Here is a 25,376-nt window from a genome sequence, read left to right as displayed (position 1 = left end):
AAATGGATATTATCTGGCGCATATCGTCAGGAAATCTCACATGAGCCGTTCCCTTCTGCCTCCACTCAATGCCCTGCGCGCGTTCGAGGCCACGGCCCGACTGGGCGGGGTTGGCCGCGCCGCGCAGGACCTGCACGTCACCCACGGTGCGGTCAGCCGGCAGTTGAAGCTGCTGGAAGACCACCTCGGCCTGGCGTTGTTCCAGCGGGCCGGGCGCGGGCTGCGCCTGACCGCTGCGGGTACGCGCCTGCAGGCAGCGTGCAGCGAGGCCTTCAGCGGCATCGAAGACTGCGTGCGCGAACTGCGACGGCCGGCAGCCTCTCCAGCGCTGGTACTGGGCTGCAGTGGCAGCGTGCTGGCGCGCTGGATGATTCCACGCCTGCCAGCGCTGCAGGCCGCCCTGCCCGGCGTGCGCCTGCAGTGGTCGGCGCTGGATGGCAGTTTCACCGAAGCACAGGCGGCGCTGGACGCCGTGCTGCTGCTGGCGCAGGGCCCGTGGCCACGGGGCTGGCAGGTCTGCGAGCTGGCACCGGAACGGGTCGGCGTGGTGGTGGCGCCATCGCATCCGGCGGCGCAGCGCCTGCGGCATGCACCGCCCTCGGCGCTGTTGCAGGAGACGCTGCTGCACACCAGCTCACGGCCGCAGGCATGGCCGGCATGGGCACAGGCGCACGACCTGGACGTGTCGAAGCTGCAGCTGGGCACCGCCTTCGAGCACCTGTACTACCTGCTGGAAGCCGCGGTAGCCGGGCTGGGCCCGGCGATCGCACCGGAGCCGCTGGTGGCCGAGGACCTGGCGGCAGGCCGCCTGGTCGCGCCCTGGGGATTTGCCGCCACCGGCGGCTTCTGGGTACTGGCATGGCCGGATGGCCCGGCCAACTCGCGCGTGCAAGCACTGGCGGACTGGGCGAGCCAGCAGCTGCGCTGACAATGGAAAAGGGGACAGAGGGGATTACGTCGTTTGTGCCACTTACGACTTAATCCCCTCCGTCCCCTTTTTTCAGCTGGCGGCCGGGGTGGCCAGTCGCTGCTGCAGGTCTTCGCGCAGGCGCGACAGTTCCACTTCCGCCTGCTGCCGCTGCTGCATCCCCTCACGATGGATGCTGCGCACTTCTTCCACCGTGGCGATCAGCTGGTCGTGAACATGGCGCAGCGTGGCCACGTCGATCACGCCGCGCTGGTTGCTGCGCGCGGTATCCACCGAGGCCTGGCGCATCAGATCCGCGTTGCGGCGCATCAGTTCGTTGGTCGCGTCGTCGATGGCGCTGGCCAGCTCCGCCGCGGTCTTCTGCTCGCCCAGTGACAGCTGGATCGCAAACTGGCGCTTCCACGACGGGATGGTGATCTCGCGGACCGTGTTGAACTTCTCGATCAGCTGCAGTGCATTGGCCTGGATCAGGCGGATCATCGGCAGCGACTGATCGGCGGCATGCTGCATCAGCTGCAGGTCGGACACCCGCTTGTCGATCAGGCGGATCGCATTCTCGACCTCGCCCAGGCGGATCCGCTGCTGCGGGTCCTCGCTGCCCCGCCCGGCCAGCTGCTCGGTCTGCAGTTCTGCCAGCCGCTGCTTGCCCGCAGCGGCGTACAGGCCCAGCGCGTGGCGTTCCTCACGGACGATATCGTGCATGCGGTCGAACTCGCCCACACGCTTGCCCATCAGCACCTGCTGCGCGCCGACGTCTCCCAGCAGCTGCTCGATCTGCGCATTGGTGTCACTGAACTTCTGCACCAGCTCACCCTTGGATGCGCGCAACCGATCGATCAGGCCTCCGATCAACGGCACCCTGGAACGCTGCGCGAATCCGTCGAGCTTGAGGCTGCGCGCGATGCGCACGACTTCGCCCAGCTTTTCACCACTGGCATCGAGATCGCGATTGCGCACCTGGTCCAGCAGCTGGCTGGAGAACGCGGCCGTGCGGTTGGCGGCGTCGCGACCGAACACCTGCAGATTGCCTGGTCGCAGGTCGTCCAGCTCACGGCGGATCTCGGCGATACGCGGCAGATCCTCATGGACCAGGCCAAGTGCCTTCAGCGTGCCTTCGTCGAGCGTGGAAACGGCAGTGTTGGCGGGTACCAGCGTGCCGGGGCTCTGACTGTCCTGGACCATCGGGCGATCTCCTTGAAATGGGTAAGCGGCTGTGGCCGATTCAGCGCAGTCTAGCCTGAGCGGCCGCAACCTCGTCATCGATCTGGGCGTGCAGCGCAGCCGCCTTCCCCGCCAATGCAGCACCTGCGGCGCTCTGATCGGCCAGTGCGGCCTGCCGCCAGGCGGGCAGCAGGACATCATGGATGCGCGCGAAACGTTGCAGCAGCGCCGTGTCCTGGTCCTGCAGCAGCTGCCATTGACCGGCCTCGACGCGATGCAGGGTCGCCAGCCGGCGCAGGTGATCCAGCCGTTGCGAAAGCACGGCATGCCCGGACGCATCACACTGCGCCAGCCGTGATGCGCCCAGCTCGGCCCAGGCGTCCAGTGCTGTGGCCGCCTCTGAACGTTCAACGATGGCCAGGGCGCGCTGCTGCTGGTAATGCTGCAGATGCTGGGCCTGCTCGCGCGCCTGCAGGGCCAGCACCCCCAGTTGCGACTGCAGCGCATGCGCTTGCGCCTCGCGGTCAACATCGCGCCCAAGCAGGCGCCCCCACCAGCCTTCCTGTCGCCGGATCTGCGCAGGATTCCCCGCCTGCAGGGCCAGAGCGATACGCGCCAGCGCGGCCACCAGGCCTTCGCCCGCAACCGGGGGCAACGTGACGGCCCGCTGCGCAAGTGCCTGCAGCAGCGGCGTACCGTAATCGGCCAGCACGGCGATATCGGCCGTGTCCGGCAACACCGGTGGCGGCAGTGGCGCCTGCGGGGTCACGGCAGCGGCGGCGGCTGCGGTGTCGATGCCAGGCCGCCTTCGCTGTCTTCCGGCGGCAGCGACTCGCCGTAGAAGTGCCGCATCAGCGCTTCATCCAGTGCGCGTTCTTCCGGCGTCGTGGCACGGCGTACGCGTGCACGCTGCGGCACCGCGCCGCTGGAGCCGCCGCGCTCGACCTGCTGCCGCGCCCAACCGGCGAACGCCGCCAGGGTCTGCGACACCTGTACCTGCTGCGCCTGTGATGCCACCAGCAGTTCGACCAGAGGCGCCAACCCGGCCTGCAGGTCTTCGGCCAGCAGCGTGGCCGGCGCGCTGCTGTGGGCAACCGCGGCCGGTAACGGCACAGCGGGCGCAGGGCGTGTTTCGGACAGGCGCTGCAGGGCCTCCAGCAATGCCGGCCACGGCGCCGGGTCGGCGACGGCAACAGGGGCCACCTCCGGCGCCGGCGGTGGCAGCTGCAGCGCGCTGGCGATGTCCGCCAACTGCGCGACCACGCGCCCGCCGACATCGCTGTCGTCGGCGCCCATGGCCTTGTTGCGCAGGAAATCGCGCTTGATCTGCGCCCAGCGCTGCGACTGCACCTCATCCAGTACGCCGCGCAGTTCGGCCAGCTTCAGCAGGTTCTCCTCGGCGCCGGTGGTCAGCAGCTGCGCCTCGCCCAGGTAGTGGTCGGAGATCAGCTGCTGCAGCTCGTCCTCGTTCATCACCGGCGAGATCTTCTCCGCCAGCTTGTTCATGTTGCGGTAGCTGCCCTGCAGCCGGAACGGCGGCTCGGTACGGTAACGATCGTCCTGCGCGGCACTGGCGATGTACTGCTGGTTGACCCGGTAGACCACGTCGCGAACGCGAAGCATGCGTTGCAGGGTGGCAGTGATCTCGTTGATCTCGGCGCTGCTGTAGGCGTGGCTGAGGCCGTTGGTGGACACGTCCTTGCCCATCGCACGATCGACCAGCAGATACAGGTCGGCCATGTCACGCGTGGCCAGCGGCGCCAGGACAGGGTTGGAGGTCAGGCTGTTCTCGATGTAGCTGAGGGTGAACGACGCTTCCATGCCACCCAGCACATCGCCGAGGTTGTAGATGTCGGCGCGGTTGGCCAGCATGTCCGGAATCCTGAACACCTCGCCGGACTCGGTGTACGGGTTGCCGGCCATGACCACGCAGAACTTCTTGCCACGCATGTCGTAGGTGCGGGTGCGGCCACGCCACACGCCTTCGATGCGACGGGTGCCATCGCACAGCGAAATGAACTTCTGCAGGAACTCGGGATGGGTGTGCTGGATGTCGTCGACATACAGCATGGTGTTGTTGCCCATCTCCAGCGCCAGGTTGAGCTTTTCCAGTTCCTGCCGCGAGGTGGCATCGGGCGCCTGTGCCGGGTCCAGCGAACGCACCTCGTGACCCAGCGCCGGGCCGTTGATCTTCATGAAGACCAGGCCCAGCCGGTGCGCCACGTATTCCATCAGCGTGGTCTTGCCGTAGCCCGGTGGCGAAATCATCATCAGCAGGCCCATCAGGTCGCTGCGCTTGTTCTCGCCCACCGTGCCCATCTGCTTGGCCAGGTTGTCACCGATCACGCCCAGGTAGACATCGTTGATCAGCTTGTTGCGCACGAACGAAGACAACGGCCGCGCCTTGAACTCGGACAGGCGCAGGGTCTGCCGCTCGCGGTTGATGATGCCCTGGCGCACCGCCTGGTACGCATGGAAATCGGGCACGAAGCGCTTCAGGTGGTGCTGCAGGCGTGCCAGGAAGTCATCCAGCGACAATGACAGCGTGCCGTTGTGGATGCGCGGGTGTTCGCCAAGCAGGCCCGGCACGTCCACGCGCAGCAGCGCGTCGCTGGCCCGCGTGCGCAGCTGGCGCTGCACCAGCAGCAGCGCGGCCGCTTCGTCGGCGTAGCCGGCGTGCGCGGCCTGTGCCGGCACCCCGGCCAGCGCGCGCAGCCATTGCCCGGCCAGTGCCCAGCGCGCGGCCAGCGGGTCCTGCGTGCGCTGCAGGGCGCGCTCCAGTACTTCGCGCTGCCCGGCCTGGTCCAGCTGCTGGGCCAGGGCCTCCAGCAGGGCCTGGGCATGCCTGCTGGTGCTGAACACCGGTTCGCCATTGACCAGTTCTTCGGCCAGATAGGCAGCCGCCGCCTCGGCGGCTTCGTCGTCGAAGGGCAACGACTGCGACTGCGCGAACGCGCTCAGTGCTGCCGCCATTTCCGCGCGCAGGGCGACGCGCCCTTCGTCGGAGCCGAACAGGCGGGCAATGGTTTCCGCTCCAGCCTGGCGGCTGGGCCACTGCAGTACCGCTTCTTCGCGTTGCTGCGCCGCCCAGAACAGCAGCGCCAGCGCGCGTACACCAGGAGCATGCCGCAGCGCGCCAGCCGACTGCTGCAAAGGCAGCAGCGCGCGCAGGATCAGCGCGGCGTCATGGTCATGGATACCGCGCTCGTAGCCTTCGCGATAGCGCGGCGCAGCGAAGGCACGGACGCGCTGGTCCAGTGCTTCGGGTGTGGCGACATCGTGCTGCAGCTGGGCCAGGTCCAGCCCATCGTGGCCCTGCTGTGCGGCCAGCAGCAGGCAGCCGGCCAGATATTCGCCGCGGTAGATCGCATCGGATTCCGAATCCAGCGTCACCGGCCAGAACGGCCTGAGTGCCTCCAGTTCCGGGTCGTGCAGGGTTTCCAGGAAGTCGGTGCCGGTCAGGTGGATGGCCAGCGTATCGCCGCGCGGCAACAGGGTCAGGTCCAGGGCCTGGGTGTTGACGCTGAAACGGTGGCGCGGGCCAAGCCGGACCACGTTGCCACCGGCTTCGTACAGGTCGCTGCGGTCGCGCAGCTGGCGCACGGCCTGGTCGCGCACGCCCTTCAGGCGCGCCTCGATGTCATCGGCCTTGACGTTGTCGCGCAGCGCGCGCAGCCGCTCGGCCAGCTCGCGCAGCTTGAGGATCAGCGGGTCGCCGGCGAAGAACGCATTGAGTTCATCGGCGGTGGCGAAACGCTCGGTGCGCTTGGCCAGGCCATCGAGAATGCGGTTGGCCGCATCCAGTACCGAACGTGCCTTGCGCTGGCGGTCATCCAGCAGCGCCTGCTTGTGTGTTTCGAAGGCCTCGACCAGTTCCTCGCGCTTGCTGAGGATGTCGCCGAGGAACTGCTCATGCTCGCCGAACTGGCTCTCCAGTTCTTCCAGCTGCACCAGCAGGCGTGACAGCTGTTCGTCGGCCCTTTCCGGATCGCTGGCCATCGCCAGCGCACTGGTGATGGACTGCGAGAACAACGCGAACTGGGCGGCGAACTGCGCCACCGCCTCGGCCGAACCGAGGGTGCGGCGGCGCTGTTCGGCGCGGGTGCGCGCCTGGTTCAACCGCCCGTACAGCGCGGAAATGGATTCGACCACGCGGGTGCGCGCGGTGGCATCGTCCACCTTCAGCCCGGCCATCAGTTCGGACAGCATGTCCAGGTCGGCAGCCATGCCGCGCATGCCGTCCAGCTGCTCGTCCAGCCGGCGGGCGCTGCTGGCCTGCTGGGCGGCTTCATCCAGCGCCTGCAGGCGGCTGCCCAGCGGTGCCAGCGCGGCATCACCGGCCAGGAATTCACCGGTGGACGCACCGACACGGTCCTGTGCCTGCACCAGTTCGGCAGCCATGGCCTCGATGCGCGAGGTATCGATATAGCGCAGTTCGCGGATGGTCAGCAGCCGCCCGCGCAGCGCGGTGATTTCGTTCAGCGCTTCGACGAAGGCCTGTACCTCGTTCCAGTTCTGCGGCTGCAGGCGGCCCAAAAGGGCTTTGTGCGTGGCCTCGGCGTCGACCATCGCCTGCGCCGACTGCTGGCGGATCGACTGCACCTTCTCGTATTCGTCCAGCACCGATTCGCCGGTGGCGCTGATCTGCCGCAGCAGCGCCTCGGCACCGTCACAGGCCTCGTCGCCCAGCCAGTGGTGGGTGTCGAACAGGCGGCGGGTATCGGCCACCAGGCGCTGGTAGCGCTGCACCGACACGTCCTGGCCGTCGATCTCGCGCGCCAGGTTGAACAGGTTGGAGATGCCGCGCACCAGTTCGGCATTGCCGATGCGGCCCATGAAGGTGTTGCCCGGCGGTCGGCTGGCAGCGAACTCGTCGCTGCTGAAGGGGGTCTGCCAGACCTGCATCGGGTGGATGCGGGTGGGTTCGGCACCCTCGGCGTGGAACAGCACCATGCGCCCATCCTGCAGGAAGGCATAGCCGTGGCCGAACACGGGGTTCTGCAGCACGCGCTGGATGGTGTTGTAGACGAACAGCGCCGAGCGACCGCCCTCGCGTTCGTAGAAGATGTAAAGCACGTCCTCGCCGTTGGGCGAGCGGATGCTGCGCTTGAACTGCATGCCGGCCATCGAGGCATCGAACGCCTTGTGCTCGCCGCCCTGAAGGTAGTAACCGCCGGGGAAGATCACGCCGTGGTCTTCAGGCAGCTGTACGCAGGCCTGGACGATGGCGTCGTTGCGTACGATGTCGCCGGTAAGCGTGTTGTAGATCAGCCCGCGCCACACGGTTTCGCGGTAGGGCAGCACCTTCAACAGCAGCAGCGAGCCCACGCGGGCGAACTCGAACTGTGCGTCGTCCAGCGACTGGGTGCTGTCTTCCACCGGTTCGCTGTAGATGCCCTGCCCGGTTTCGGTGTTGTTCTCGACCTTGATGGTCAGGTCACCGCCGGTGGTTTCCACGAACAGGGTGTCGAGGATGTTCAGGTGCGAATGGCGGCCGTTCACCGCCAGGTCGCGGGTGGCCCTGGTCCACTCGAAGTCGAACGGCGGCGGCAGCGCGATGTCGCGTTCGCCGCGCGCGTCCAGATAGGTCAGTTCGCCGTCGCGCGACAGCGCCCAGCGGAACACGCGCACATCGCTGCTGCGCTCGCCGATCTGGAAGGAAGCCAGCAGCTTGTCGCCAACCACGATCAGCTGCAGCAGGCGCGCATGCTTGTAGTAGGCGTACAGCTCGTTGAAGTCGTGCACGAAGCCGGGCTGGTCGAGGAAGCTGCCCTTCAGCTCCAGCGCGGCCACGTCGTAGCCATCCTTGCCCTGCACCAGCCGGTACAGGCCGAACACGTCCTCGATACGGGTCTGGGTCTTCAGCCCGATGAACACGTTGTAGCCGAACAACAGGCGGTCCGGGCCCACCTGCACGATGTCGCGGCCGACGCAGTTGTTCTCGCTGCGGATGCGGAAACGCCCGACCACTTCCAGGCGACTGTCGCCGAACTCGGCCAGGCGCTGGCGGTTGAGCGTTTCGGCCAGGCCCTGCAGGCGCTGGCCCTGCTCGGCCAGGCGGCGGCGCAGGACTTCGTAGGCACCGCCCTGGGCAACGGCCTGGTCGACAGTGTTGCCGCCAGCCTCCACTGCGGTGGGTTCGGCGGTCGGATGGGTTTCAGACATCAGCAGGCTTCCGGCTCACGGGCGGACGGCCGCAGCDGCGGCCGGCGCGGGCGGGCGATGGCAGCGTGGCCATCGCCCGATGCATCAACGGGCGCTGTCGACCACGGTGGCCGACACGGTGGGCACCGCTTCGGCGTCCTCGGCGATCTGGCGCGGTGCCGGCTCGGCCACGGCCACGCCCAGGTAGCGCTGCATCAGCTCCTGCACGATCGGGCTCTTGCCGGCAAAGCCTTCGATCGACTTGCCCAGCGACACCGCCTTGACCAGGTTCTCGAACATGCCACCGTCGCCACCGACCAGGTCGATGTCGGCGTTGCGCAGCGCGCTGGCGATGACGTTGGCGTTCTCGCGCGAGACTTCCTTGCCCGCTTCGATCGAGGCCAGCGCCTGCTTCAGGCTGTTGTCCAGCATCATGCGGAACTCTTCGTGGCCACGTGCCTGATCACTCAGCGAGGCGATCGCCTCGAACTTGCGCACCAGGCCCTCGGCCTCGGCCAGCAGCTTCTTCTGCACCACGCCAGCCTCGGCGTTGCCCAGCGACTCGGTAGCAGTAGCACGCGCCAGGCCCATCTTTTCTTCGCCCTGGGCCTGCGCCTGCAGCGTCTCGGCCAGCACACGGGCCTCGTTGCTGCCCTGCTTCAGGCTGGCTTCGGCCTTGGCTTCGATCACGCGGGCCTCGGCGATGCCGACCTTCTCGATGGCCAGTGCCGAGGCCTCGCGCACCTGCGCTTCGGCCAGGCCCGGCGCGGCCTGTTCGGCACGCAGCGCGTCGGCCAGCAGGCGCTTGGCTTCGGCCTGCTTGCCGGCCGCTTCATGCTCGGCCTGGGCCAGCGTGGTCAGTTCAACGGCACGGTGCTTGGATGCGGTTTCGCGCGCCTGCGCTTCCTTCACTTCGCGCACCAGCGATTCCTGCGCCTTGGCCTCGGCTTCCAGGATCAGCACCTGCTTCTGGCGGTCGGCCTCGGAGACCTCGCGCACTTCCTTGATGCGCTCTTCTTCCTGGGCCACGGTCTTGTCGATGGAGATGCGTTCGCGGGTGATGTTGGCCACGTCCATCTTGCCCTGCTCGACCACCTTGTCGCGCTCCACGCCCTGCAGCTGCACTTCGCGGTCGGTGGTGACCTGCTCCAGCTGGCGTGCGCGCTCGACGCGCTCGGCTTCGATGGCCACCGCGCGCTGGCGGTTCTGCTCGGCCACTTCCACTTCGCGCAGGCGGTTCTGGTCGCGGATCTCGATCAGCTGCTGCGCTTCGATGCGGGCGTTCTCGGACAGCTGGCGCTGCTCTTCCTGCACCTTGGCGGTCTCGGCTTCCTCGCGTGCGCGGATGGTCTCGATCTCGCGCTTCTGGCGGGCTTCGGCCTCGGCCTGCTGGCGTTCCAGCGCCAGCAGTGCCTCACGCGCTTCCACGTTCTTCTTGGTGATGGCGAGCTTCTCGTTCTGCTCCAGCTCGTTGGTCACCACGTTCTGCGCGGCGGTCAGCTCGGTGATCTTGCGGATGCCCTGCGCGTCGAGGATGTTGAACTGGTCCAGCAGCGACTTCGGGGTCTGTTCCAGATAGTCGATCGCCACGTCTTCCAGCACATAGCCGTTGAGGTCGTTGCCGATCACCGCGATGATCTCGTCGCGGAACTCCTGGCGCTTCTCGAACAGTTCGGTGAAGTCGAACTTCTTGCCGACCGTCTTCAATGCTTCGGAGAACTTGGCGTTGAACAGCTCGTCGACGGCGTGCTTGTCCGAGGCACGGTCGGCGCCGATGGCCTTGGCCACGCGCAGCACGTCGGCCTGGGTTTCATTGACGCGCAGGTAGAAGGCCACGGCGATATCGGCACGCATGTTGTCGCGGCAGATCAGGCCTTCCTTGCCACGGCGGTCGATCTGCAGGGTGATCAGGCTGATCCGCATCAGCTCTGCGCGGTACAGCACCGGGATGATCAGCGCACCGGTGAAGTGCACCTTGGGCGTGGAGCTCATGTCGTTGACGATCAGGGCCACGCCCTGGTCGACCTTGCGGTAGAAGGCCTTGAACAGGCCGGCCAGGCCGAGCAGACCGACCAGCAGGACGGCCACGCCGATCAGGAAGGGGGCCATGGTTGCCAACGTCATCAGTGATTCTCCTTGTTGCCCGGAAGCAGGTTGTCCTGGAAGTCGAGGGCGACCGCATCAGCGCGGACCACCCGGTAATGGTGTTGTGCGGCCACGTGCTCGACCAGCACGATGCGCTCGCCACGCTGCAGTTCGATGTCGCTGCGCACCTGCAGCACCAGCCCGGCGCCACCGTCATCGAAGGTGGCGTGGCCGCTGCGGGCATCCACTATCGGCGAGGCGACCACACCGATGCGCCCCAGCAACGAGGCCTGGGCCACCGGCCGCAGGCGCAGCAGGAACCGACGGATGGGGTGCAGCAGAAGCGCGGTGACCGGTACCGCAGGCAGGGGAGCCAGCACGGCCACGACGGTGCCGATCGTCCAGCGCAACAGGTCCGGCAACGGCAACAGCACGAAAAGATGGATGAAATAGGTCAGCGCCCAGCCGAAGAAGCCCAGCAGCGTGACCACGACCATGACCGGCACTCCGCCCAGGCCGAAGCGCTGCAGCAGGGCCGACAGGCCGCTGAGATCGTTGCCGCCGTCCAGGGCGCCATCGGCGCCAAGATCGCCAAAGCCATCGTCGACCAGGCCAAACGCGGCAAGCCCCCAATAGATCAGCGATACCGCCAGCACGATGCTGTACGGCAGGGTCGGGAAACCGAACACAACGCTGAGGAATTCCTGCATCGCTTGCCTTCCTGGGCTGTGGGCGGCGATCGCCCGTTCGGAACGTGCAGAGCGCGCCCCGTGGATCCCCGCGCCGGCCCTCATGGCTGGCGCGCTTGGGTCCATCCTATGTGAAGAATACGTGCAGGCTCAAATCCAGGTCCAGATCACGGCAAATGGTGACGCCGATCACTCCAGGACCGTGCAGTCCGCGCGGCGCACTTCCTCGACGAAGGTGCGCATCCGGTAACCGTCCTTGATGCCCGGCTCCAGCTCGATCCCGCTGGACACGTCCACGCCCCAGGGAAGCGTGGCCAGCACAGCATCGTAGACGTTTTCCGGGTTCAGGCCACCGGCCAGCAGGAACGGCCGGTGCAGGCCGGTCGGGATACGGCCCCAGTCGAAGGCCAAGCCGGTACCGCCACCGCCGCCGGGGGCGTGGCTGTCGAACAGGAACCCCGCCGCGCTGGGGTAACGCAGCTGCAACGTGCGCGCATTGACCTCTTCCCGGCCCCCCATGGCAATCGCCTTCAGGTAGGGCATGTTGAAGCTGCGGCAGAAGCTCTCGTCTTCCTCGCCGTGGAACTGCAGCAGGGTCGGCCGCACCGTGCGCAGCACCTCGCGCACCTCTTCCTTGCTGTTGTTGCGGAACAGGGCCACTACATCGACCATCGGCGCGATCGCCTGGCGCATCGCGCGTGCTTCGGCAGGAGCAACCCGGCGGCTGCTCTCGCGGGCAAAGATGAAACCCACTGCGTCCACGCCCAGCTCACCGGCCAGGCGGACATCGCCGGCACGGGTCATGCCACAGAACTTGATGCGCGTGCGGTAGTAGGAGCGGCTCATAGCGTGACCTCGGCGGGCAGATGCCAGTTGTCGGGGTACAGGGGCCCAAGGAACACCAGGCCCTGCGGCGGTGCGGTGGGACCGGCTACGGTGCGATCGCGCCCGGCCAGCAGTTCGGCGATCCAGTCCACCGGTTTTTCGCCGCTGCCCACCAGGATCAACGAACCGACGATATTGCGGACCATGTGATGAAGGAATGCATTGCCCTGCACGGCCACTTCAATCACCTCGCCCTGGCGGCTGACCTGCAGCGACTGCAGCTCACGCCGCGCATGCAGCGCCTGGCACTGCACGGAGCGGAACGCGCTGAAGTCGTTCTCGCCGATCAGGGCCTGGCCGGCGGCATGCATCAGGGTCTCGTCCAGCGCCCGGCGCTCCCAGCTGAGGGTCTGCCGCTGCAGCGCCGGCCGCACCTCGCGGTTGAGCAGGCGGTAGCGGTAGCGGCGCGCGCGTGCCGAGAAGCGAGCGTGGAAATCGTCGGCCACCGGCACGCACCAGCGCACCGCGATCGAGCGTGGCAGGCGGGTGGTGGTGCCCAGCATCCAGGCGCGCGGATCGCGCACCACGTCGGTATCGAAATGGACGACCTGGCACTGGCCATGCACGCCGGCATCGGTTCGGCCGGCGCAGACCACCTGCAGCGGCGCATCGGCCACCGACGACAGGGCCTGCTCAAGGCTGGCCTGCACGCTGGGACCGCCCTCGCCCAGGTTCTGCCAGCCCCTGAAATCGCTGCCGTCGTATTCGACGCCAAGCGCGTAACGCATGTGCTACCTCGATGTTGCGGGTGGGGCGGCGCTCAGGCCGGATCGCGTTCGGACCAGACCGCCAGTTCGTTGCCACCGGGCTCGACGAACTGGAAGCGGCTGCCGCCGGGGAAGGAAAACACCGGCCGCACGATCTCACCGCCAGCGTTGCGCACCGCCGCTTCGACCGGCACCAGCTGGTCGGCATACAGCACCAGCAGCGGTGCGCCGCTGTCACTGGCCCGCTGCGGCTGGCCGCGGAAGAAGCCCCCTTGCAGGCGGCCATCGTCGAACGCGGTGTAGTCGCTGCCATAGTCGACGAACGACCAGCCGAACACCTTCTCGAAGAAGACACGGCTGGCGGCCGGGTCGCTGGAGGCGAATTCAACGTAGTCGATGCGGCGCTCGCGGCTCATGGCAGGGTCCTTGTCGGCAGGTTCGGTCACGGCAGGCGGGCCAGCAGTTCGCGGGCCTGGGCCTGGCTGTGCGGATCACCGCCTTCGGCGACCTCCAGCAGCAGGGTACGCGCGGTCTGCGCGTCGCCCAGGTCCAGGTAAGCGATGGCAAGCTCGAGGCGCTCCTGGCCGGCACGCGGCAGCCAGCCAGCATCGCCGTTGTCCGCAGCCACGCTCGCCGCAGTCTCCTCGGGATGCGACGTGCCGATACTGTCGATTCCGTCATGATGGCTGGCATCAACCGGGAGCTCGCTCTGATGCGCGTCGTCCGGCAGATCGAACACGCCGCGGAACTGTGGCTGCTGTTCGGCATGCAGCGCGTAGTCCGGCACCGCCACTTCAGATGCCATCCCAGGTGCGGCCGCTTCGTCCTGTACCGGCGCCTCAACAACGTCTTCGCGTGCGGTCGCAGGCTCGTCCCAGCGCGGCAGATCGGTCACCGCCTCGGGCAGTACGACCACGTCTTCGTCGCGCAGCATGTCAGCCTTCCAGTCGGCCTGCACTGCGTGGTCAGCGATCGGATCGACCGCCGCTTCGGCATGGCCCTCGGGCTCGCTCGCCCAGGCTGGCATCGCCGGTTCCTGGCGGCCGCCATCGGCCACCGCCGACGACCACGAAGACTGCTCGGCCAGCGTGTCCAGCGCCGCACCCGCAGGAACCACAGCGGCCAGCCCGGCGGCATCACCCTCTTCGCGCAGCGGGGGCAGCGGCGAGGGCTTGCGACGGCGGAGCAACCAGGCTGCGCCTGCTGCCAGCAGCAGCACCGGCAGGCCCAGCCAGTACCACGGCGTCACTGCATCACGGGAACCCGGCGCCTGTGCCAGGCGCTGCTGCGCGGCAGCCAGGTCGTTGTCCTTCATCGCGATCAGCGACTGCTGCTGCTCCTTCAGCTTCTCCAGATCGGCCACGCGCTGCTTCAGTTCACCGATCTCGGCATCGCGGGTGGCGATGTCCTCACGCGCCTGGCGCAGTTGTTCGTTGCCCAGCATGTCACCCTCGCTACCGGCAGCGGTGCCGGTGGTTGTGCCCGCGTGCGCGGCGTCGGACGCCAGCGCCGGAGCGATCTCAAGTCGTGCCCCGTTGGCGGCAGCCGGGGAAGAAGCGTTCGCGGTTGCCGCCCTGGCGGCCGGCGCGACCGCACCCGCCGGTTGCGGCACGGTACGCGCCTGCCGCCATTGCGTGGCGTGCTCGCGCACCAGCGTGGCGGCCTCGGCGGCATCGACAGCGGCAAGCGCATCGCTGCCCGGCAAGCGCAGCACCGCACCCTGCTTGAGCAGATTGACGTTGCCACGGATGAAGGCTTCGGGATTGGCGCGCAGCAGGGCGATCATCGCGCGGTCGCGGCTGACCTGGTTGCCACGCGCCACCGCGCTGGCGATCTGCGACAGGGTCTGACCGCGCTGCACGGTGATGCTGCCGTCGGCCGGCGCTGCCGCAACCGGTGCAGGTTCCGCACGCGGCCGAGCCGGCGTGGCTGCAGGTGCCGCGGCAGGTGCGCGCGGTGGCACATCGGGCACCGTTGCAGCAGGCGCGGGTGCCGGCTCGCGCGCGATGGTGTTGGACAGGGTGCCGGCCGGCGCCACGATCTCGGGCTCGGTGACGGCCAGCGCGCTGGACGGCGCATCGACCAGCGCGGAGTATTCGCGCACCAGACGGCCCTGGCCCCAGTCGGCTTCGATCAGGAAGCTCAGCGACGGGGTCTCGACCGGCGCCTGCGAGGTCACCCGCACCACCGCCCTGCCCTGCGCATTGCGGGTCAGCTCGAACTGCAGCTCGCTGACCAGCCCGGTCGGCCGCTGCAGGCCGACGCGTTCGAAGGTAACCGGCGAGGCCAGCGCGACGCGCAGGTTCTCCAGCTCGGACGGGTCAGCCGACACCACCGGGATTTCGGCCAGTAACGGCTGCCCCGGCTTGGACAGGACACGGATGTCCCCCAGGCCCAATGCGAGTGCCGAACTGCTGGCCAGGGCCAGCAGCGCGGTGGAAAGATAGAGGAGCGGGCGCTTTGCGCCCCTGGCCCGTTTATTCATGGGCGACACTATAAAGCGTGCGGACCGGGGTCCGCACCCATGTAGAGCCGAGCCCATGCTCGGCTGCACGGCCTGAGCCGAGCGTGGGCTCGGCTCTACAGAAAAGGCCGGGCATTGCCCGGCCTCTCATCAGCGCTGCTCGGCGGCGACCAGCTCGGCCAGCTGCACGGCATTCAACGCCGCGCCCTTGCGCACGTTGTCCGACACGATCCACAGGTTCAGGCCGCGCGGGTGCGACAGGTCTTCACGGATACGGCCGACATACACCGCATCGGTGCCCGAGGCATGGGTGACCGGAGTCGGATAACCACCGGCTTCATGGCGGTCCACCACTTCAACGCCCGGCGACTGCTCCAGCAGCGCGCGCGCTTCGGCCACGGTGACCTTGTCGCGGGTCTCGATCGCCACCGACTCGGAGTGGCCGTAGAACACCGGCACACGCACTGCGGTCGGGTTCACCAGGATGCTGTCGTCGCCGAGGATCTTGCGGGTCTCCCAGATCAGCTTCATCTCTTCCTTGGTGAAACCGTTGTCCTGGAAGTCATCGATGTGCGGGATCAGGTTGAAGGCGATCTGCACCGGGAAGCGCTGCGGATCGATTTCCTGGAAGCTGAGCAGCTGGCCGGTCTGCTTGCCCAGCTCTTCGGTGGCCGAACGACCACCGCCGGACACCGACTGGTAGGTGGAGACGTTGATGCGCTCGATGCCGTACCTGCGGTGCAGCGGCGCCAGCGCCACCATCATCTGCATGGTCGAGCAGTTCGGGTTGGCGATGATGCCGCGCGGGCGGTTGGCCACCTGTTCCGGATTGACCTCGGACACCACCAGCGGCACGTCATCGTCGTAACGGAAGGCCGAGGAGTTGTCGATCACCACCGCACCGGCAGCGGCGAACTTCGGTGCGTATTCCTTGGACACGCTGCCACCGGCCGAGAACAGCGCGATCTCGACACCGGTCGGATCAAAGGTGGCCAAGTCCTGCACCTTGACCTTCTGGCCATTGAACTCGATCTCGCCGCCGGCCGAACGTTCCGAAGCGAGGACGCTCAGGGTGCCGACCGGGAAATCACGCTCGGCCAGGATCGACAACATGGTCTCGCCGACCGCACCGGTGGCACCGACGACGGCAACGTGGAAACTGCGCTGTGCATTGCTCATGGGGGAAAACTCTCACGAAAACGGGAATGGGGAAGAAACACGCACGACAGCTGGGTTCGGGGAACCTCCTCAGGCGGGGCGCGCGGAGGTTCCCTATCGTTTCCCGGTTTTTTTGCCCAAGGTCACGCGCGCAGCCATGGCCGCGTCAGCGTTGATCGCGCTCGGCATGCACGAGGGTGCGCCATCCAGGCCGAGCCCGGCAACCAGATTATCGACGGCCAGCTGTACCATCGCCGTGCGTGTGGCCAGCGAGGCACTTCCGATGTGCGGAGTCAGCACCACGTTGCGCAGCGCCAGCAGCTCCGGGCGCACCGTCGGCTCGCCCTCGTAGACATCCAGGCCGGCAGCGGCCAGCCGGCCGTGGGCCAGCGCGTCAGCCAGCGCCAGTTCGTCGACGATGCCGCCGCGGGCGATGTTCACCAGGGTGGCTGACGGCTTCATCTTCGCCAGTGCCGCCGCATCGATGAGGTGATGCGAGGCCGGCGTGTAGGGCAGCACGGTGACCAGGTGGTCGGACTTCGCCAGCAGCGTGTCCAGGTCCACGTAGGTCGCGCCGAGCGCCGCCTCGGTATCGGCCGGCAACCGCGAACGGTTGTGGTACAGCACCTTCATGCCGAACCCGTGTGCACCGCGGCGGGCGATGCCTTGGCCGATGCGGCCCATGCCGAGGATGCCCAGCGTGCTGCCATGGACATCCGCGCCCAGCATGGTCTGGAACGACCACTGCCCCCACTGCCCTTCACGCAGCCAGCGTTCGGCTTCGGTGATGCGGCGCGCGGTGGCCATCAGCAGGGCGAAACCAAGGTCGGCCGTGGTCTCGGTCAGGACGTCCGGGGTGTTGCTGGCGAGGATGCCGGCCGCACTGAGCGCGTCGACATCCAGATTGTTGTAGCCGACACCAACGTTGGCGATCACCTGCAGCTGCGCGGCGTCAGCGACCTGGGCCGCACCGACGCGCTCGTTGAGGGTGATGATCGCGCCGTCGGCGCTGGTCAGCTGTTCGGCGATCTGCGCGGGCGTCCAGGCGGTGACGGTGTCGGTGCTGCGCAGCTGTACGCGATCGCGCAACGGCGCGATGGCCGCGTCGATCAGCGGCTGGCTCACCCACACCGTCGGCCGCGTGTCAGCCATCGATCTGCCCGGGAATGCGCGGGGTGATCGTGCCGACATCGCCGCACTGCGCGCGGTGGCGCAGCGCCTGGTCCATCAGCACCATCGCCATCATCGCCTCGGCGATCGGCGTGGCGCGGATGCCGACGCAGGGGTCGTGACGGCCGGTGGTGACCACTTCGACCACGTTGCCGGCGGTATCCAGCGACGGGCCCGGCAGGCGCAGGCTGGAGGTGGGCTTCAGCGCAATGGACGCAACGACCGGCTGACCGGTGGAGATGCCACCGAGGATGCCGCCGGCATGGTTGCTGGCGAAGCCCTGCGGCGTCAGCAGGTCACGGTGTTCGGTGCCTTTCTGCGCGGCGCTGGCAAACCCATCGCCGATTTCCACGCCCTTCACCGCGTTGATGCTCATCAGGGCAGCGGCCAGTTCACCGTCGAGCTTGCCGTAGATCGGCTCGCCCCAGCCCGGCGGCACGTTGTCGGCGACCACATCCACGCGCGCACCGACCGAATCACCGGACTTGCGCAGCGCATCCATGTACGCCTCCAGCTCGGGCACCTGCGCGGCATGCGGCCAGAAGAACGGATTGTCTTCCACCGCCGACCAGTCGAAACCGGCCGGGGTGATGTCACCCAGCTGCGACAGGTAGCCACGCACGGTGACGCCAAAGCGCTCGGCCAGCCACTTCTTGGCGACCACGCCGGCGGCCACGCGCATGGTGGTCTCGCGTGCCGAGGAACGGCCGCCACCGCGCGGGTCGCGGATGCCGTACTTGTGCCAGTAGCTGTAATCGGCATGGCCCGGCCGGAACTGCTGGCCGATGTTGGCGTAGTCCTTGCTGCGCTGGTCGGTGTTGCGGATCAGCAGCGCGATCGGCGTGCCGGTGGTCAGGCCCTCGTACACGCCGGACAGGATTTCGACCTCGTCGGCCTCGCGCCGCGCCGAGGTGTGGCGGCTCTTGCCGGTAGCGCGACGCTGCAGGTCGTGGGCGAATTCGGCCGCATCCAGCGCCAGCCCCGGCGGGCAGCCATCGATCACGCAGCCGATGGCCGGCCCGTGCGACTCGCCGAACGTGGTGACGGTGAACAGCTTGCCGAACGAATTGGAGCTCACGGGCGCTGCGCCGCCAGTTCGGTGATGCGTGCGCTGTGGGCGATCAGCTCGCGGCACTCGACCGCGAAGATGCCCATCTGGCCGACCTTGAACTCGATCCAGGCGAAGTCGACTTCCGGCAGCAGCTTGATCAGGTGCTGCTCGGATTCGCCCACTTCGCAGATCAGCAGGCCGTCTTCGCTCAGGTGCAGCGGGGCGTCGCGCAGGATCTTCAGCACCAGGTCCAGGCCGTCGTCGCCGGCACGCAGGCCCATTTCCGGCTCGTAGGAGTATTCCTGCGGCAGGGCATCGGTCTCGTCGTTGGTGACGTACGGCGGATTGGTGACGATCAGGTCGTAATGGCGGCCGGTCAGGCCGTTGAACAGGTCCGACTTGAGCAGGGTGACGTTGTGCGCCTGCAGGCGTTCCTTGTTCTCTTGGGCCAGCGACAGCGCGTCATCGCTCAGGTCGACGCCGTCCACTTCCCAGTTCGGGTAGTAGTGGCCCATGGCGATGGCAATGCAGCCCGAACCGGTGCACAGGTCCAGCGCACGGCTGACATCGCGGCCGGCCAGCCACGGCTCGAAGCCGCATTCGATCAGTTCGGCGATCGGCGAGCGCGGCACCAGGGCGCGCTTGTCGCTCTTGAAACTCAGGCCGGCGAACCAGGCCTCGCCGGTCAGGTAGGCGGCCGGGATGCGTTCGTCGATGCGGCGCTGGAACAGCTCCAGCACGCGCAGCTTCTCGGCCTGCAGCAGGCGCGCCTGGCCGTACGCCGGGCCGAGGTCGTGCGGCAGGTGCAGGCTGTGCAGCACCAGCTGGGTGGCCTCGTCCAGCGCATTGTCGTAGCTGTGGCCGAAGGTCAGCCCGGCTTCGTTGAAACGGCTGGTGCCGTAGCGGATCAGATCGATGATCGTGTGGAGTTCGGCGGCCGTTTCAGCGGTCATGGCGGTACTGCGGGCAAAGTGGCCCCCGATTATAGGGGCTGGCGCCCGCGGCGGCATCCGTTGCGGCGGAAACGATCGGGCCGCAGCCGGTATGATGGAGCCCACTTCGCGCGGGGGCACCCATGTTCAATCGCAACGCCGGCATCATCCTGCTGATCGCCCTGGCGGCGGGCCTGGGCCTGCTGGCCGCCCAGCAGGTGTTTGCGCCGAAGCCGCCGGCCAACGCCCCGGCTACCGAAGCGGTCACCCTGTACCCGCAGCCGCGTGAACTGCCCGACTTCAACCTGGCCCAGTCCGACGGCACCCGCCTGATCCCGGGCGAACTGAAGGGCCACTGGACCCTGGTGTTCCTGGGTTTCACCTTCTGCCCGGACGTCTGCCCGACCACGCTGGCCGAGCTGGCCGGCGCGCAGAACCAGTGGGAAGCCCTGCCCGACGGCCTGCGCCCGCGCGTGCTGTTCGTCTCGGTCGACCCCGACCGCGACAGCGCCACGCGGCTGGGCGAGTACGTGCACGGCTTCCACAAGGACACCCTGGCCGCCACCGCCGATGTGCCCTCGCTGGAGCGCTTTGCCACCTCGCTGGGCTTTGTGTTCCAGAAGGTGCCGGGCAAGCACTTCGACGAAAACCCCGAGGATTACACCGTCGAGCACTCGGCCAGCCTGGCCGTGCTCGACCCGCAGGGCCGCCTTGCCGGCCTGGTGCGCCCCCCGTTCAACGCGCCGGCCATTGCCCGCGACCTGCAGAAGCTGACCGAGAAAACCGCCCCATGAGCCTCACCACCGCCCTGACGTACGCCCTGCCCCACCGCCTGCTGTCCTCGATGGCGCGTTCGCTGGCGTACTCGGACGATCCGCGCGTGTCGCGCTGGCTGATCGACACAGTCACCCGCAAGTTCAACGTCAACCTGGACGAAGCGGCCAACCCGGACCCGCGCAGCTACGCCACCTTCAACCAGTTCTTCACCCGCGCGCTGAAGCCGGGCGCGCGCGTGGCCGATGCCGATCCGCGCAGCCTGGTGATGCCGGCCGACGGCCGCATCAGCCAGCTGGGGAAGATCGAGGCCGGCCGCATCTTCCAGGCCAAGGGCCAGTCGTTCACCGCCGCCGAACTGCTGGGCAGTGACGAGGATGCCAAGCCGTACAACGACGGCCTGTACGCCACCGTCTACCTGTCGCCGCGCGACTACCACCGCGTGCACATGCCGTGGACCGGCACCCTGCGCGAGACCGTGCACGTGCCGGGCCGCCTGTTCAGCGTCGGCCCGGCCGCGGTGAACGGCGTGCCGCGCCTGTTCGCACGCAACGAGCGCCTGGTCTGCCACTTCGACACCAGCTTCGGCCCGATGGTCAGCGTGATGGTCGGCGCACTGCTGGTGTCCGGCGTGGAGACGGTATGGAGTGGTGAGGAGATCCCGGCCTACGGTGACCGCATCACCCGCAAGGATTACCGCGGCCAGGGCATCAAGCTTGAGCGTTTCGCCGAGATGGCACGCTTCAACTACGGTTCCACCGTGATCGTGCTGCTGCCGCCGGGCGTGGCCGACTTCGCCGCGCAGCTGGGCGCTGAAAGCCCGGTGCAGCTGGGCCAGGCGTTGGCCAGGCTGCGCTGACAAAAAGGGGACGGAGGGGATTAAGTCGTTTATGCATAAACGACTTAATCCCCTCCGTCCCCTTTTTCCACAACGGAATGCCGGCCAGCGGCCGGCACTACCGGTACGCGCGTTACTGCAGGGACGGGGCCGGGCCGACGTCCATGCCGTCGTAGTCTTCCACGCCCTTCTCCGCGGCCAGCGCCGCGAACTCCTGGTTGCGACGGTCCAGCGAGGCTTCGTCGTGAACCTCCACACGCTCCACATGCAGCACGTGGAACGGCGCGTCGCCTTCTTCCGGCTCCTGCTCGAACAGTTCCACGAAGGTGTAGCCCTGCGCCTGCAGATGGTCGGCCAGCACCTGCAGTGGCTCAGCGGTGGAATGGACGAAGAAATACCCCCACAGCAACGGGCCGGTGATGTCCCAGTCGGTGTTTTCGCGGAGGTTGGCGAACAGGTTGCGGGTGTCTTCAAGGTCCATGCGGATTCCAGGGGTCGTGGGGGATTACTTGTCGCAGCCCTGCAGCTTCAGCGTCTGGCCGTGGCGCAGGCTGTAGGCCGGGGCTTTCAGGCCGTTGGCGCGGGCCAGGGTCGGCACGTCGCACTGGAACTTCGCCGCAATGGCACCCAGGGTCTCGCCCTTGCCCACCTTGTGGCTGCGCACCGGCTTCGGCCGCGCCGCCGGGCGCGGCGTGGCCACCGGAGCAACCGGCGTGGTCGGCACGCTGGTGGATGCAGCAGCATCCGCCACCGGCACCACGCCGCCCACGGCCACGCTGCCGGTGTAGCTGGCGGCGGTCGGGCGGACGATGGCTGCGTTCAGATCGGCGGTGATCAGGGTGCGGGCCAGGTCGGCACGCGGGCCGCTGACACAGTTGCGCTGGTACAGGCCGGCGATGCGGGTCGTCGCGTTGATCAGCGTGCCGGCCGGAATCCAGCCGTCGGCCTCATAACGCGGATTGAGGTTGCGCAGCGCGCGCATGTAGCCATCGCGGGTGCCGTGGCTGCCCAGGCAGATGGTCAGTTCGTAGATGGTGGTGGACTTGGCCAGGCGCAGCGTGGCCGGCTGCGCACTGATCTTCGGGAACTCCACGCCGTACTGCTGCGGGTGCAGGAAGATCCACGCCGCGGCGATCACCATCGGAACGTAGTCCTTGGTCTCGCCCGGGAACTGGTTGTAGACGCTGTCGGTCCAGAAGCTCTGCCCGCCGCTCTGCTTGAACACCCGCGCCGCACGGCCTTCGCCACCGTTGTACGCAGCCACCGACATTTCCACGTTGTTGTTCAGTTCGCGCAGGCGTTCGTTGAGGTAGCTGGCGCTGGCCTCGGCGGCGCTGCGCGCATCGAAGCGCGTATCGAAGCCGGTGCCGTCCGGGCCGAGGCCGAAGCGGCGGCCGGTGGCCGGCATGAACTGCATCAGGCCCGCCGCGCCGGCGCGCGAGGAGGCATGCACGCGGCCGTTGGATTCCTTGGCCATGATGCCGAACAGCAGCGCTTCGGGCAGGCCGCGCTTTTCCCACTCCGGCCACATCACCGCGCGCAGGTTCTGGTAGTTCTCGTAGCTGGTCAGCAACGCCGGGCGCATGTCGGTCAACCAGCGGCGGATGCCGGCCTGCACGGCCGGGTTGTACTCGACCATGGTGTCGAAGGCATGCCGCTTGTCGTTGAGCAGCGCGGCGGCGCGGGCGGCCTCGGGCACGTCGGCGGTGAGCGGGCCGATATGGTCGGGGTCGGCTTCCAGGCGGTCACCGCTCTCGTCGGTCACTTCATCGCTGCCCGCCGCATCGGCGTCGTGCTTGAGCAGGCGCTTGTAGCTGGCCAGCAGGGTGCCCATCTGGCAGCCCTTCTGCTTCACGCAGTCGTTGAGGACGTCTTCCATGTCCTCCAGCGCGGCATCGGCCTCGTTGCTGCCCTTCGGGTCGGAATTGGCGACCAGCAGCAGGGCGTCGCTGTAGCGCTTCTCGGCGGCGGTCATGCGCTGCTGCAGCGCATCCACCTTCACCTTGTCCCGGGCCGAAACCCGCTGCGCATGGGCGTCGGGCGCCAGGGAAACCAGGCCGGCCAGGGCCAGCAGCGGCCAACCACGGGAAATCAGGACAGGAACGGGCATTGATGGCACTGTGTGCGAAACAGGCAGGCAGAGTAGCGGCGCCGCCAAGGTCCGGGCAAGCCGACCTTCGGCCCGTCACCGCCGGCGGTTAACATTGGGCTATTCACCACAAGGGCTGGACCATGGATCCGATTCTGCTCGGCAAAGGCATTACCGACGATATTGCCGTCACCCTGCTGCCGAAACTCGGCAACCGCCACGGCCTGGTGGCCGGCGCCACCGGTACCGGCAAGACGGTGACCCTGATGACCCTGGCCGAGGGCTTCTCGCGGCTGGGCGTGCCGGTGTTCCTGGCCGATGTGAAGGGCGATGTGTCCGGCCTGGCCGTGCCTGGCACCGGCGCCGAGAACCTGCTGCAGCGCGCCGCCGAGATCGGCGTGGCCGACTATGCGCCGGCCGCCAGCCCGACCATTTTCTGGGATCTGTACGGCAAGCTCGGCCATCCGGTGCGCACCACGGTCAGCGAGATGGGCCCGACCCTGCTGTCGCGCATCCTCGAACTGAACGACACCCAGGCCGGCGTGCTCGACATCGTGTTCAAGCTGGCCGACGACCGTGGCCTGCTGCTGCTGGACATGGACGATCTGCGTGCCCTGCTCGGCCTGGTGGCCGAGGAACGCAAGGACATTTCCACCGAGTACGGCCTGGTCAGCGCGCAGTCGATCGCCGCGATCCAGCGCTCGGTACTGCGCCTGGCGCAGGACGGCGGCGAGAATTTCTTCGGCGAACCGGCACTGGAACTGGCCGACATCATGCGGGTCAATCACGACGGCCGCGGCATGATCGGCATCCTTGCCGCCGACCAGCTGGTGCTTAAGCCCAAGCTCTATTCCACCTTCCTGCTGTGGTTGCTGTCGGAACTGTTCGAGCAGCTGCCGGAAGTTGGCGACCTGGACAAGCCGAAGCTGGTCTTCATCTTCGACGAGGCGCACCTGCTGTTCGACGATGCGCCCGCGTCACTGGTGCAGCGTATCGAGCAGGTCGTGCGCCTGATCCGCTCCAAGGGCGTGGGCGTGTACTTCTGCTCGCAGTTCCCCGATGACGTGCCGGGCAACATCCTCGGCCAGCTGGGCAACCGCGTGCAGCACGCGCTGCGTGCCTTCACCCCGCGCGACCAGAAGGCGGTGAAGACCGCTGCCGAGACCTTCGTACCAAACCCGAAACTGGACGTGGCCAAGGTGCTGAGCCAGCTCGGCACCGGCGAGGCGCTGGTGTCCACGCTGCAGGACAAGGGCGTGCCGATGCCGGTACAGCAGACGATGATCGCGCCGCCGCGCTGCCGGATGGGACCGATCACCGACGCCGAGCGCGCGCAGGTGCGTGCCGGCAGCCCGGTCGGCAGCCGCTACGACACGGCGATCAACCGTGAGTCGGCCGCCGAGCTGCTGGCCCAGCGCGCGCAGAAGGCGGTCGAGAAGGCCGAGGCACCTGCCGCCCGCAGCCGCGAGCAGGACGAGGCGCAGGAGGGAGGCTTCGGCCAGTCGATCAAGGATGCGATCTTCGGCACCAAGCGCCGCCAGGGCATGATCGAGACCATGGCCAAGCAGACCACGCGTACCGTCGGCACCAAGCTGGGCAACCAGATCGTGCGCGGCATCCTGGGTGGCATTTTCGGCGGCAAGCGCTGATCTGTTCCTGCTGGGGTCAGAGCCCTTTCCGTTGGAAAGGGCTCCGACCCCACTCCTTTATTCGCACCCCTGAAAAGAAGCCGTACTGCATGTCCCGTTGGCGTCCCCCCGCAGAAAAAAGTACAGCCCTGATCACCGCTTCCGGCCACGCCCGGTTGAAGGCCGAACTGGATGACCTGTGGCGTGTACGCCGCCCCGAGGTGGTGAAGGCACTGGCCGCCGCCGCTGCGGAAGGCGACCGCTCCGAGAACGCCGAATACACCTATCGCAAGAAGCAGCTGGGGGAGATCGACCGTCGCGTGCGCTACCTGACCAAGCGGCTGGAATCGCTGCGCGTGGTCGACACCACGCCGACCGATCCGCAGGCGGTGTTCTTCGGCGCGTGGGTGGAGCTGGAGAACGTGGACAGTGGTGACACCAGCCGCTACCGCATCGTCGGGCCAGATGAGACCGACGCCGGGCTGGGCTGGATCAGCATCGATTCACCACTGGCACGCGCACTGCTGAAGAAGCGGCTGGAGGATGAGTTCTCGGTGGAGCTGCCCGGTGGGCAGTTCACGTTCGCGGTGATCGGCGTGGAGTACGAACCGCTGTAGAGTCGACTGTCAGTCGACTGCGCCGCTGTTGGTAGAGTCGACTGTCAGTCGGCTAT

20 protein-coding genes are annotated in these 25,376 nt (G+C 67.7%); 5 read left to right on the top strand and 15 right to left on the bottom strand.

The window, feature by feature from the left end:
• The first annotated feature begins 40 nt into the window (after nt 1-40).
• Nucleotides 41-928, top strand: a complete 888-nt coding sequence (locus D7T59_RS12940) for a LysR family transcriptional regulator (RefSeq protein ID WP_180852601.1) — start codon at nt 41-43, stop codon at nt 926-928.
• Nucleotides 929-1,000: 72 nt separating this feature from the next.
• Here the strand turns inward: D7T59_RS12940 and D7T59_RS12935 are convergent, their stop codons facing one another.
• The 13 genes from D7T59_RS12935 to prmB form a co-directional block, all read right to left on the bottom strand.
• Entirely contained in the window at nt 1,001-2,110 is a 1,110-nt protein-coding gene (locus D7T59_RS12935; RefSeq protein ID WP_164137248.1) for a toxic anion resistance protein, read from the bottom strand.
• A 40-nt stretch (nt 2,111-2,150) separates the two neighbouring features.
• Nucleotides 2,151-2,858 (bottom strand): hypothetical protein, encoded by a 708-nt coding sequence (locus D7T59_RS12930; RefSeq protein WP_180852600.1) that lies wholly within the window; start codon nt 2,856-2,858, stop codon nt 2,151-2,153.
• The gene (locus tag D7T59_RS12925; RefSeq protein ID WP_180852599.1) at nt 2,855-8,254 is read right to left on the bottom strand and encodes a DNA repair ATPase; all 5,400 of its coding nucleotides are present in this window, start codon (nt 8,252-8,254) and stop codon (nt 2,855-2,857) included. The genes D7T59_RS12930 and D7T59_RS12925 overlap by 4 nt, the downstream gene beginning before the upstream one ends.
• Nucleotides 8,255-8,338: 84 nt before the next feature.
• Complete coding sequence (locus D7T59_RS12920; protein WP_180852598.1) at nt 8,339-10,357, bottom strand: hypothetical protein; 2,019 nt, start codon at nt 10,355-10,357, stop codon at nt 8,339-8,341.
• Nucleotides 10,357-11,028: a DUF1449 family protein gene (locus tag D7T59_RS12915; RefSeq protein WP_180852597.1), complete on the bottom strand. Its 672-nt coding sequence runs from the start codon at nt 11,026-11,028 to the stop codon at nt 10,357-10,359. Before D7T59_RS12915 ends, D7T59_RS12920 begins: the two co-directional genes overlap by 1 nt.
• Nucleotides 11,029-11,196: 168 nt before the next feature.
• Nucleotides 11,197-11,853 (bottom strand): phosphoribosylanthranilate isomerase, encoded by a 657-nt coding sequence (locus D7T59_RS12910; protein WP_049451991.1) that lies wholly within the window; start codon nt 11,851-11,853, stop codon nt 11,197-11,199.
• Nucleotides 11,850-12,620 carry a tRNA pseudouridine(38-40) synthase TruA gene (gene truA, locus D7T59_RS12905; protein ID WP_180852596.1) on the bottom strand — a complete coding sequence of 257 codons (771 nt, stop codon included), beginning with the start codon at nt 12,618-12,620 and terminating at the stop codon, nt 11,850-11,852. The genes D7T59_RS12910 and truA overlap by 4 nt, the downstream gene beginning before the upstream one ends.
• Nucleotides 12,621-12,652: 32 nt before the next feature.
• Nucleotides 12,653-13,015 carry a VOC family protein gene (locus D7T59_RS12900; RefSeq protein ID WP_180852595.1) on the bottom strand — a complete coding sequence of 121 codons (363 nt, stop codon included), beginning with the start codon at nt 13,013-13,015 and terminating at the stop codon, nt 12,653-12,655.
• A gap of 26 nt (nt 13,016-13,041) precedes the next feature.
• A complete protein-coding gene (locus tag D7T59_RS12895) occupies nt 13,042-15,084 on the bottom strand; it encodes a motility hub landmark protein FimV (protein WP_180852594.1) in 2,043 nt (680 codons plus the stop codon).
• Between the two features lie 129 nt (nt 15,085-15,213).
• Entirely contained in the window at nt 15,214-16,242 is a 1,029-nt protein-coding gene (locus tag D7T59_RS12890) for an aspartate-semialdehyde dehydrogenase (RefSeq protein WP_180852593.1), read from the bottom strand.
• Nucleotides 16,243-16,335: 93 nt separating this feature from the next.
• A complete protein-coding gene (locus tag D7T59_RS12885; protein WP_180852592.1) occupies nt 16,336-17,373 on the bottom strand; it encodes a 2-hydroxyacid dehydrogenase in 1,038 nt (345 codons plus the stop codon).
• Entirely contained in the window at nt 17,366-18,469 is a 1,104-nt protein-coding gene (gene aroC / locus D7T59_RS12880; protein WP_164137240.1) for a chorismate synthase, read from the bottom strand. Before aroC ends, D7T59_RS12885 begins: the two co-directional genes overlap by 8 nt.
• The gene (gene prmB / locus D7T59_RS12875) at nt 18,466-19,395 is read right to left on the bottom strand and encodes a 50S ribosomal protein L3 N(5)-glutamine methyltransferase (protein ID WP_164137239.1); all 930 of its coding nucleotides are present in this window, start codon (nt 19,393-19,395) and stop codon (nt 18,466-18,468) included. The genes aroC and prmB overlap by 4 nt, the downstream gene beginning before the upstream one ends.
• 122 nt (nt 19,396-19,517) lie before the next feature.
• Here prmB and D7T59_RS12870 point away from each other — a divergent pair, with 122 nt between their 5' ends.
• Nucleotides 19,518-20,168 (top strand): SCO family protein, encoded by a 651-nt coding sequence (locus D7T59_RS12870; protein WP_180852591.1) that lies wholly within the window; start codon nt 19,518-19,520, stop codon nt 20,166-20,168.
• On the top strand, nt 20,165-21,007 hold the full coding sequence (gene asd / locus D7T59_RS12865) for an archaetidylserine decarboxylase (protein WP_180852590.1): 843 nt from the start codon (nt 20,165-20,167) through the stop codon (nt 21,005-21,007). Before D7T59_RS12870 ends, asd begins: the two co-directional genes overlap by 4 nt.
• A gap of 112 nt (nt 21,008-21,119) precedes the next feature.
• Here the strand turns inward: asd and D7T59_RS12860 are convergent, their stop codons facing one another.
• Nucleotides 21,120-21,467, bottom strand: coding sequence for a ribonuclease E inhibitor RraB (locus D7T59_RS12860; protein WP_180852589.1), 348 nt, complete (start codon nt 21,465-21,467; stop codon nt 21,120-21,122).
• Nucleotides 21,468-21,491: 24 nt separating this feature from the next.
• Nucleotides 21,492-23,096: a transglycosylase SLT domain-containing protein gene (locus tag D7T59_RS12855; protein ID WP_106548845.1), complete on the bottom strand. Its 1,605-nt coding sequence runs from the start codon at nt 23,094-23,096 to the stop codon at nt 21,492-21,494.
• A 122-nt stretch (nt 23,097-23,218) separates the two neighbouring features.
• Between D7T59_RS12855 and D7T59_RS12850 the strand changes: the two genes are divergently transcribed.
• The gene (locus D7T59_RS12850) at nt 23,219-24,724 is read left to right on the top strand and encodes a helicase HerA-like domain-containing protein (protein ID WP_099554939.1); all 1,506 of its coding nucleotides are present in this window, start codon (nt 23,219-23,221) and stop codon (nt 24,722-24,724) included.
• Between the two features lie 89 nt (nt 24,725-24,813).
• The gene (greB, locus tag D7T59_RS12845) at nt 24,814-25,320 is read left to right on the top strand and encodes a transcription elongation factor GreB (RefSeq protein ID WP_164137233.1); all 507 of its coding nucleotides are present in this window, start codon (nt 24,814-24,816) and stop codon (nt 25,318-25,320) included.
• Nucleotides 25,321-25,376 lie beyond the last annotated feature (56 nt).

The sequence above is a fragment of the Stenotrophomonas maltophilia genome, from assembly GCF_013464915.1.
GTDB classification, from domain to species: Bacteria; Pseudomonadota; Gammaproteobacteria; order Xanthomonadales; family Xanthomonadaceae; genus Stenotrophomonas; species Stenotrophomonas maltophilia_AT.
Note: the sequence above shows the minus strand (reverse complement) of the source record. Positions and strands in the feature narration are given on the sequence as shown.